Genomic DNA, 1,356 nt, shown 5'->3' on the forward strand with positions numbered 1-1,356 from the left:
ATCAGCAACTGTTACATTAATTGAAAATGTTGTATCAATTGCTTTTCTTACTTCCTTGATTAAATTAGCATCTCGATTTAATTCCTGATAATCAGCATCTGGATTGGCAATCAAAGCAATTTTTGCTATCGTAACTGAACTTATATTTAATTTTTGCAGCTCAACAGTAAAAGTAACTATTCCCTTAATTAAATTACTACTTTCTGCTGCTTTAACAATAAAACTTACTTTTTGAATTGGCTCTTGTTTTTTATCACCCTCTTGATCATTTGTAACAATAAAATCATTTGTTGTAATTGTAATTTGTAATTTATTATTAATGGTACCAATAATAGCATCTAATATTTCTGGATTTTGGTTCAACGCTTAATATGTTAACTTTGGATTTGGCACAATTAACATTTTGTTAATTTCCACACTAGAAATATCTTTGCGTGCTAATAAAATACTATTAAAAGTAAATGAGCCTTGAATTAAACTACTACTTGTTGTCGCAGTGACTGTAAAAGTAATAATCGTATTAGGAACTTGTTTATTTTGTGGAACTTGGTCATTTGTTAAAACAAAGTCATTATTTGAAGCAGTAATTGACAAGCGTTTATTAATAGCATCTCGAACTGCTTCTAAAATTTCTATCTCATTGTTTAAAGCTGCATATGTTTCCTCTTCATGTGCTGCTAATTTTAAATCATTAACAATTACTGTTTTAATATCCTGCTTATTGACATCAGTTACTTTAATATTAACTTTATAAGTACCACCTAAAATAAAACCTTCTTGAACTAAATTTTGTTGGTCAAATTGAATTGTTTTATCAGGAGGTGCTAGTTTAATAATAATATTAATAATTTTATCACGAGTAACAGTTGTTGTCTTGTCGTTATTAATATTTTTATTATTATATCAAATTTCATATTTAGCAATTTTAACTGCTGTTGGGTCTTCCTTTAGATTATATCGTGTTTGCATAAAAGTATGAAGATTATTAAGAATGTCAGGTCCTGTATGGTTAGTATTAATTTGGAATGTTTGTAAAATATTTTTTTCATATTGTTGTGGCGGATTACAAGCAATTAAATTAAAACTAGGTGATATTATAGTTCCTAAACTAGTTAATATCAATAATATTTTTTTCATTAATAATCTAACTCCTTTTATTTTTTGTACATTATTCTAAATTAATTATAAACAAAAAAAGAATTAAAAAATTTTTCAATTAAAAATTGAAAAATTTTTCATTATATATATTATTCATTAGGCGTCCTGTACGATGAACCGGCAAAAAACAACTCTTGTGAGATTGTTTTTTTTATTTTTATATTAAAAAACATAAATTTATTTGCATTATTCATCGGA

At 25.7% G+C, this 1,356-nt stretch carries 2 protein-coding genes; both read right to left on the reverse strand.

The genetic code is table 4. The annotated features are described in order from the left end of the window. A partial coding sequence (locus tag D9R21_RS06495) for a spiralin repeat-containing protein (protein ID WP_148108880.1) occupies nt 1-363 on the reverse strand: 363 nt, incomplete at its 3' end. A 3-nt stretch (nt 364-366) separates the two neighbouring features. Next, nucleotides 367-1,137, reverse strand: a complete 771-nt coding sequence (locus D9R21_RS06500) for a spiralin repeat-containing protein (RefSeq protein ID WP_126821544.1) — start codon at nt 1,135-1,137, stop codon at nt 367-369. Between the last annotated feature and the right edge of the window lie 219 nt (nt 1,138-1,356).

Source organism: Spiroplasma endosymbiont of Megaselia nigra (assembly GCF_003987485.1).
Lineage (GTDB): Bacteria > Bacillota_I > Bacilli_A > Mycoplasmatales > Mycoplasmataceae > Spiroplasma.